This window comes from Dictyobacter arantiisoli (genome assembly GCF_008326305.1).
In the GTDB taxonomy this organism is placed as follows: domain Bacteria; phylum Chloroflexota; class Ktedonobacteria; order Ktedonobacterales; family Ktedonobacteraceae; genus Dictyobacter; species Dictyobacter arantiisoli.
The window spans coordinates 1-8,685 of the sequence record NZ_BIXY01000142.1 but is presented as its reverse complement, the minus strand read 5'-3'; the positions used below and the strand labels follow the sequence as shown (position 1 = coordinate 8,685).

At 47.9% G+C, this 8,685-nt stretch carries 7 protein-coding genes; all 7 read right to left on the bottom strand.

All coding sequences use genetic code 11. The annotated features are described in order from the left end of the window. Positions 1-405, bottom strand: a 405-nt coding sequence (locus F1593_RS26480) for an RHS repeat domain-containing protein (protein ID WP_149404561.1), incomplete at its 3' end; no start/stop codon positions are given. Positions 406-773: 368 nt separating this feature from the next. Next, the gene (locus tag F1593_RS26475; RefSeq protein ID WP_149404560.1) at positions 774-1,190 is read right to left on the bottom strand and encodes a hypothetical protein; all 417 of its coding nucleotides are present in this window, start codon (positions 1,188-1,190) and stop codon (positions 774-776) included. Between the two features lie 65 nt (positions 1,191-1,255). Beyond that, the gene (locus F1593_RS26470; RefSeq protein ID WP_149404559.1) at positions 1,256-2,122 is read right to left on the bottom strand and encodes a transposase; all 867 of its coding nucleotides are present in this window, start codon (positions 2,120-2,122) and stop codon (positions 1,256-1,258) included. 155 nt (positions 2,123-2,277) lie between these two features. Beyond that, a complete protein-coding gene (locus tag F1593_RS26465) occupies positions 2,278-2,766 on the bottom strand; it encodes a hypothetical protein (protein WP_149404558.1) in 489 nt (162 codons plus the stop codon). A gap of 384 nt (positions 2,767-3,150) precedes the next feature. After that, positions 3,151-4,677: an RHS repeat-associated core domain-containing protein gene (locus F1593_RS26460; RefSeq protein WP_149404557.1), complete on the bottom strand. Its 1,527-nt coding sequence runs from the start codon at positions 4,675-4,677 to the stop codon at positions 3,151-3,153. 70 nt (positions 4,678-4,747) lie between these two features. Next, on the bottom strand, positions 4,748-5,182 hold the full coding sequence (locus tag F1593_RS26455) for a DUF8617 domain-containing protein (RefSeq protein ID WP_149404556.1): 435 nt from the start codon (positions 5,180-5,182) through the stop codon (positions 4,748-4,750). A 106-nt stretch (positions 5,183-5,288) separates the two neighbouring features. After that, the coding region (locus F1593_RS26450) for an RHS repeat-associated core domain-containing protein (RefSeq protein ID WP_149404555.1) at positions 5,289-8,685 on the bottom strand (3,397 nt) is incomplete at its 5' end.

The window sequence follows — 8,685 nt, the reverse complement described above, 5'->3', positions numbered from 1 at the left end:
GGTATTGGTATAGGTGTAGGAAACGGTCGGGCTCGTGAGCGTATCGCCCGGCGCGGCCATTGCGGTTAACCGCCCCAACCCATCATACTGAAAGGTCGTGGTTTGTCCATTGGCGTCTTTGGTCGCCATCAGCCACTGCCCATAGCCGCCGGCCGCCGTACTACTGTAGCTCGCCGTCACCGCCTGCTTTTTGGCATTGGTGGCTGTGGTCAGATGGGTCGCAAACCCATCATAGGTGGCACAGGCGGTATAACCGCTCGTACAGCCTTGATGACTATCGGCATCCAGCGTCGCCACCGGAGTCCCAGAGGCATTATAGCTCGTCTGATTGGCGATCAGCGATCCCGGTGCCGCGCAGCCATTGTTAGGATCACTATAGCCGGTATGATCCTCCGTGCGCGTCACATCGGGCAAGGAGTACTAATACAAGTTGGTTGCACAATCTCTTAAAAAGGCAATAAATCATGTGTTAAATAGAGCAGTTGCTCTTTTGAGAGGAAGGAATGTTTCTCCAACCCTGGAAAACCTCCCCACTTTAGAATGCATAGCCGTAAGTAATTGACAAATGTCGTGTTATGTGGTTCTCCATCAAAAATGGTGTCTATGGCTTTACACGGAAGTATAATATCGTAGGTGCCACCACCACTATATCCATACTTATGATAACAATCCCCTGAGAGGAGTAAACGGGGATCTTCTTTCCAACTCTCTTCTGATACTGTGATTTGCATAAGTGCGATGTCCAAAGGGCAAATACAAAAAGGATCTAATTCCTATGCATCCTCAGCCTTCATGGATGAGAATGCACCAACAAAGTTAACATATCCCACTTCTTCATAGAAGAATCGGAGCGAGAGAGGCAATGATCCAGAAAGTTGCTCTAATAATGCAACTTGTTCTTGCACATCACTCTTAGGTGGCTGAAATAAAGGGAATGTCTTTTCATACACTTCTTTTTCATGCTCGGTAGTAAAGTGTCTAGCCAGCCCTTTACTATACACAAAGCCGATATTCGGAAGACGTTGCATGATTCTTTCAGTATTTATGCGAACTCTTTGCATAATGGATCGCATGATAGCCGATGCATCCTCATAAAGAGAGGGTTTGTAAATCTGGTCTTGCAGCGCCAACAAGTCATCATACACTTCTTGATAATATCCTTGCTGATATTGTTCATAGAAATGAAGCATTTCTTTCTCCTAACATTGAATTGATGTTTAGATAAACAGGACCTTTCTGAACTCCTCAAAAAAGTTCAGTTAGGGCTGTCTTTGGCTCCCTCTCGTTGCACCCCAAAGACGCGCACCTGCACGTCACGGGCCTGGCGAACATGCAACTGACTCCATCGATTGACCGTGACGATCTTTCCTTTCTTGTCGTAGCTCATCAAGCTTGCCTCGACTCCCCCCACCGTGTCGGGACGACTGCCTTGAAAGAGCGGACCATCCAACGGAGGACGTCCTTTCGTGCTCGTACGCACCGCAGGACGGTAGAGCTTGCGATTGCGTTTGAGCCGGATCAGCACCTGACAACCCAACGTTTTGCATGCCCGCAGAAAATCGGCGGTGGCATACCAACGATCTGCCAGAATGATAATCGGGTGTTTGATCAAAGGCACCAACGCCTGCAATTGGGCAATAGCTACTTCAATGGCGGTTTGTGCCGTCTCAATACGACGTTGATCCAAGATGCCCACCCAACTACTGGTCACTTCTGGCAAGAGCATCACCGTCGAATACTGCCATCCCACGCTGATGGGTTTGGCAGCCCGTGGCAAGTTCGAGACAGGAATGATGCCTCGATCCCTGCTTGTTTCGGCTTCGGGACGCGCAATGCTGCTGGCATCCACGCTGATACAGACGGTTTGGCTTTCTGGGATCCTGGCAAGCAGAGCCTTCACCCAGATCTGCCGCAACGCGACGTCATTGATCTTGCCATTGGAAAGGGCTTGATAGAGACTCGACCATTCTCGTTCAAAGAACGACGAATACGACAGTTCTGGCAAACTACGGGCCTGAGATTCACACCGCAAGGCGTCACACAGATTGAACAAAGCATCCGCTCCTCGTTCAAAACTGTCGTAGACCTGCTGACGAACTTGCTTCAATGTGTTAAAGTTCAATGCGTAATGTCCTTTTTCTTGTTTTGTTTTGTTGAAAGTACATTACGCTTTTAGGTATCCTTTGGCAACCAGGGGGTACCTTTTTTCCTGGTTTATCTAAACATCAATTTTAAGATAGAGACGTTATTTCAGTGGAAGAACCAATTTCAGGCCCATCACATACTTCCCCAATTTGGTAAAGACCATATATCATTCCCAATTGTTGGATCGTAAGACAGATAATGAACTATCTCATTACTTTCTGGAGTTACAACAACTTTTTTCTGAAGGATTCTACCTATGCCATGAATAAAATCAAGTAAATGCTTGAAACGATTTTCATCAGTAATAATACGAGGGTCCAGATCAAACTCAATTTGCTCAAATGTAAAAAAATAGCAATGAAGATTTAGTAGCCCTTTATCAACACACAGGAAAACAGAATGATTTGATGCTACATCAAAGACTTCTTCAACGCGAGAAGGCAACACATGATGTTCATGGTTTACAAAGAAAATGAAATCATGCTTCGTTTCCCTTTGAAGGTAGTCTATTACCTTTTGCCAATCGTGTTTATCTGTTTCAAACACATATATATCTAGTAATGTATCTGCTATATTTTTATTAAAATCTTCCTTAAAAGCTTGAAATAAAGAATAATCCATTATTTCTACCTCGAATTTTTTACTCAATGAATCTAAGTATAATCACACAATGACTGCGAGATATTTGCTGGTCAGATACGCAAACTATTCTGTAAAAGTAATATGATTTACTTAGGCAAGGTTCAAACGGATGTGACAGTTGTGAACGATGGAATCACCCCAAAATAAATCCTGAAGCCGCTCAGGAGGCCATCTCAGGATTTATTTTTCACAATGTGGATTGTTCAAAGTTGTCACATTGATCTGAGCTCATTTTGAACCATGCCTTAGCTACATTTTACAACGCTCATCCATCATTCAGTGGAACTCTACCAAGCCTCCTGAGAAATCAAATAGGCGAATTTCTCAGGAGGCTGCTGCTAAAATGTTAAATGTCTCCCAATGTTACTTAGAACGGAAACCCATGAAAAAAAGATCAGGTAAAGAATAACGAACACCGCGCCCATCTGGAATATAGCCATCAAGAACGTACTTCTTATCAGAGGAATAATAATTTTGCGTCCATTGAAGGTCTGGATGAGTCAATATATCATCCAAAGTATATTGACCCATCTGATTCCTCAATGCAGGCTTTCCCGGATCAGTCCCAAATTGGCTTCCATCTACTCTAGAAACATGTTTCTGAAATGCTCTTCCTGCTCTTGTCATACCTCCTTTATCCGGAGCATTCCCTGCATCCGATAGCGTCTGAGGATCTATACACGCTGGAGTCTCATTATGAACAACCCATTGCCCAGCTCCAACAGCATAGGTATGATCTTGGGTGACCTCCAGATTATACATCGTCTGGGTACCAGGAACACTCTTCCATCCTGTTACCACACCAGCGCGCCCACTTGCTTCAACCACATGCATACCAAGCTTCAATTGCGCAACTGAAAGGAAACCTTTCTCCACCGTGAGGAAGGGATGTTTCTGATTGGTATGCAGGGTTTCACTGATCTCATGCGCAGGCTTGCCTTTGCTTGCCTCGATCTTGGTGGTCAGGGTCAGATCTACCAGATCATTGTCGTGGTTGATCCAGACATGTTTGATGGGTTCAAGCTCTGTTTGCTTCTTGGCTCCGTTATAGGCCCACACTACGTTTCCTGGTTTGAGGACGCCTATCGGCATTTCCCCAGTAGAGGTGAATACGAGTGTCGCTGCAGTAAAACTACAGGTAAAAGCATCAATTCCTGCTCCTATCTTACTAAGCGTTCCTGGTATAGCTTCATCATCAGTAACTTCAGTCTCCGGGTTGAATATATCCGCTGCAACGATTCCTTCAAAAGCTAACATGGCAAGAGATGGAAGTAGTGAGTCTTTCTCATCCTGACAAAGTTGGTCACAAACGGGAGGTTTATATGACATTATCTGTTTTACTGGCATCGGGGTTCCCCCCGTGTTAGGTCCAGGTCCACAGTCATAAACACACCCTTGATTTACTGGTGGTGATGGCTGCTGTGCTGGCGGCTGCTGTGCTGGCGGCTGCTGTGCTGGCGGTGATGATGGCTGTCCCGGTGTTCCGGGACCAGGCACACCTACACATCCACTATCGTCCTCAGCGAAACATTGCCCGTGACCAGTTGGATCAGTGGCTGTTTCGGGATTTCCTTTGACATAGGCATAGGCATCCAGACCAGCCCCGTTGGTTTCGACACTATCGGCACTGATGAAACGTCCACTCACGGGATCATAATACCGCGCGCCGTAGTACAGCAAGCCGGTGATACTATCAAAGCGCTGCCCGGTAAAGCTATAGCTGGTTGGGATCGATCCATCGCTATAGCGTATCCCTCCAAAAGGTGAGAATAACTGTACAGCCTGGACCGATCCATCGGCATACAGCGACAGACTCACGCTACCAAGGAAGTCAGGGACCAGATAGGAGAGGATGCCATCTTTGCGCATCGCCACTGTCTGTCCACCCACTGCGTAATATTTCGTCGTCGAGATTCCCCAGCTTTGTGAGGCAACGCAGCGATGTCGAGTATAACCTTACTCAAGCGGGATACTGAATGCCTTTTTCTATACTTCGTTTTTTCTCATCAGTATCTGACTTCAAAACACCTCTGATATCACTTTCTGGATGGAATGGTATAAAGCGGTTCATATCACGATGAAATTGCAACCATATTCTACCGCACTGTTCGCATTCATACATAGTATGACCAAAAACTGCAATAAGCCCCCCAAACATCATTGCGATACTATCCTCAAGGCTAAAAGATTCTTGAACAACGTCTTCGCCATGTGTTTTCTTAAAAAAATCTTGAATATCTCCCTCGTTAAGAGCTATTTGTAAATCTTGCAGATAACTATAAAATCTTTCAAAAGAAATATTCGTGTCTGCATCTAAAAAAAAAGAGGCTTTATATGGCAAATAATCCTCTTGGTCTATAATGACATAACCACAACGACATAGAAACTTGGACATTGGCTCACTCCTCATAACAATTTTTACAATAATTCTGTGAATAATATCTCCACAGAATTATTGTAAAAATATTTACTATAGAATTCTCAAGAATTCTCACATCAGATCATTTAGGATCGTAAATGATGATGTCTTTTATTGTAGAAGGATCTTTTCCCCAACTTCGAAGCAAACCTGATACACGGCCATTAATATTATCCAAATCGCTAGCAGTAAGCTTAGAGTTTTGTAAATTGATAACAATTCCCCTAGCTTGGCTATATTTCCCAGCAACAGCACTAATAACTTGGCTTGCTTTGTTTGTATTAGGAGAAAAAACATCGTATGTTGTATTATTTACTAATAAATCAGATGTGCCTCCATCAGTAGATCTTGCACCCACTGGATCTCTTAAAACGACATTGGCATCAGGTTTAATAGATGCAACATATTTAGCAGCATTAATCTCATCGGCGGATGCTTGAGCTGCATCGATGGTTAAATTCCCGCCACATCCAAGATTATGAACAATCCATTGGCCTTCACCAACAGCATAGGTGTGATCCTGCGTGACCTCCAGATTATACATCACCTGCGTGCTAGGTACACTCTTCCACGCAGTCACGACACCGACACGCCCACCTGCTTCCATAATGTGCATCCCAAGCTTCAATTGGGCAACTGGAAGGAAACCTTTCTCGACTGTGAGGAAGGGATGTTTCTTGTTTGTATGCAGTATCTCATTGGTCTGATGCGCAGGCTTGCCTTTGGCTGCTTCCGTCTTGGTACTGAGGGTGAGATCAACGAGATCATTGTCATGATTGATCCAGACGTGGCGGATGACCTCTAATTCCATCTTCTTAGAAGTGGTATTATAAGCCCAGACCTTTTCCCCAGGCTTGAGGGCTCCAATCTGCAACTCTCCCATGCTGGTGGCAACCAGAGTATTAGCACGGAAACTTAAACCTCCACCACAATCAGCATCAGCCAGTGCACGTTCCCAAGCTTCTTGATCTAGCTCATACAATTCAGGATCAGCGATTAAAGTTTCTGGCTGAAGGAAATTCAGCAGTAGCATTCCTACATTAGCGAGTAAAAGCCAGCAATCCAAGTTACAATGCTGGTGATGAACCGCATTCTGTGAGGCAGGATATCCACTCTTTCCACCCGTTGGGGTTGTAGACGTGGTGCCACAAGTTGCGTCGAATACACACGTTCCGACATTCCCACCATTCCCACCGTTCCCACCATTCCCACCATTCCCACCGTTCCCACCATTCCCACCATTCCCACCATTCCCACCATTCCCACCATTCCCACCATTCCCACCATTCCCATTGTTTCCATTGCTCCCCGCAGGAACACTTCCTCCTCCTTCTTCGCCGCCATACATTACTTTATGACCCGTTGGATCAGTGGCTGTTTCGGGATTACCTTTGACATAGGCATAGGCATCCAGACCCGCGCCATTGGTTTCGACACTATCGGCACTCGTAAAACGACCACTCACAGGATCATAATACCGCGCGCCGTAGTACAGCAATCCTGTAATACTATCAAAACGCTGTCCAGTGAAGTTATAGCTGGTCGGGATCGATCCATCGCTATAGCGCGTCCCTCCAAAGGGGGAGAATAACTGCACGGCTTGCACGGAACCATCGGCATAGAGCGAGAGGCTCATGCTGCCCAGGAAGTCAGGGACGAGATAGGAGAGGATGCCATCTTTGCGCATCGCCACTTTCTGTCCACCGGTACTGTAGTATTTGGTAGTCGAAGTTCCCCCGGCGTTGATAGCGACCTCAGTGAAACTATCGAAGGTGATGGTATCGGTCGGGTTGTTACCTCCTGTACTCGCGCGTTGCAGCACGCGCTGGCCGGCATTGTCATAGAGAAATTGATCGCTGGGCGTGGAGCCGCCGGGCGATGTCCAGGAGGACAAACGTCCTTCGTTGTCATAACCCATCAATGCGCCACTTTGTGAGGCATCGCAGGCATAGGTTGAGCCCACGGTGGTATCGGTGTTGCGACAGGTCATGTTGCCCATGGCGTCATAACTGGCATACTGATTGGGGACAGTGCTCAGCGTGTTCGCCCCATGGACGGGTGTCGTGCCATAGGTTTCGGTGCCTGCCGGGCCTTTTGTCAGGCGATCTAGAGCATCATAGCTGAATGTTTGCTGATACGGTGCGATGGTGGTGCCATTGGGATTCAAGCCACAATGATCTCCTCCACTCGGGGTTCCGGTATCTCCGGCCCACACCAGACGGTTGAGTGCGTCATAACAGAAGGATTGGGAGTCGGTCTGACTGCCTCCTGATACCGTGGGAAGCGTGGTGCTCAGGTTCAGCGTATTGCCGACGTTGTCATAGGTTTTCGTCTGGCTCCAGAAGGTCGTGCCATTGCGGGTGGCACTGCTGGTCACCGGACGCTGGATGCCATCATAGCTCACACTGGTCGAGAAAACGGCGCTGGGCTGTGCTGTTTTCGCGGCCGAGCCACCGATGGCTAATCCTGCCACCTGTCCAGTGTTGGTGTAAGAGACCTGGCCAACCAGGAAGCTGACGGGATCGGTACTGGTGGCATCCCAAAAGTAGGAGGAGCGCAGGTAGCTATTGCCATCATACTGGGTGGTCAACGCTTCGCCATCGGGATAGACCAGCGTAGTTTGCTGCCCCATATCGTTGTAGGAGGCATGCACCGTTTGCGTCGTGGTCGTGCCATCCGCCGTAACCGTCAAACCGCTCTGGTCGGCCTGTCCCCGCTGATTGTAGCCACTACAGCGGGATCCATTGCCGGCGGTGGCACTGAAGGTTTCCGCCGTCTCTTTGCCAATCGGATCGGAGGCGTAGGAACCACTGGGTGCGGCACAGGTCGTGGGGAAGGTCACGCCAGGATTGCTGCTGTTGTCATAACTGTCGTAGAAGAAGGTTGCGTAGGCGGTGCTGCTACAGGGTGAGACCGCGGCGGACGTCGTGCCTTTACAGAGCGCTCGGTTGAGCACATCATAGCTGACGTAGGTACTCTGCCCACGCGGATCTTGCTGACTGAGCACATTGCCAACACGATCATAGTTGTACTTCCAGGCCGTATCTGCGCTACTGCGACAACCAGCCAGCAAGGGGGTCGCACTACACGAACCAGAGTCCGCGTCGTTGAGCCCCGTTTTGCGGCCCACCCCATCGTAGCTGGCCTTTTGATAGGCCACGATGTTTGAGGCGGCATCAAAGGTGTTGGTGGAGACCAGATTGCCCACCGTGTCGCGGTTATATTGAATGGTGCGCACCGTACTATAGGGACTGCCTGATGCGCCCGTGCCGCTAAAGAGTTGATCATAGCGATGTCGTCCTAAGGCATCACTATAGCTGATCTGCTGATGCTGATAGGCATCCAGCGTGATCGTTCGCTCAAAGGGCGTGGAAGTATCGCGCGAAAAACTGGCCAATCCATTACCGAGTTGATAGGAAACGGTGGTCGATAACACAATCGTTGAGGCATCTTGATAGGTGACCGATCCCAACGAACGT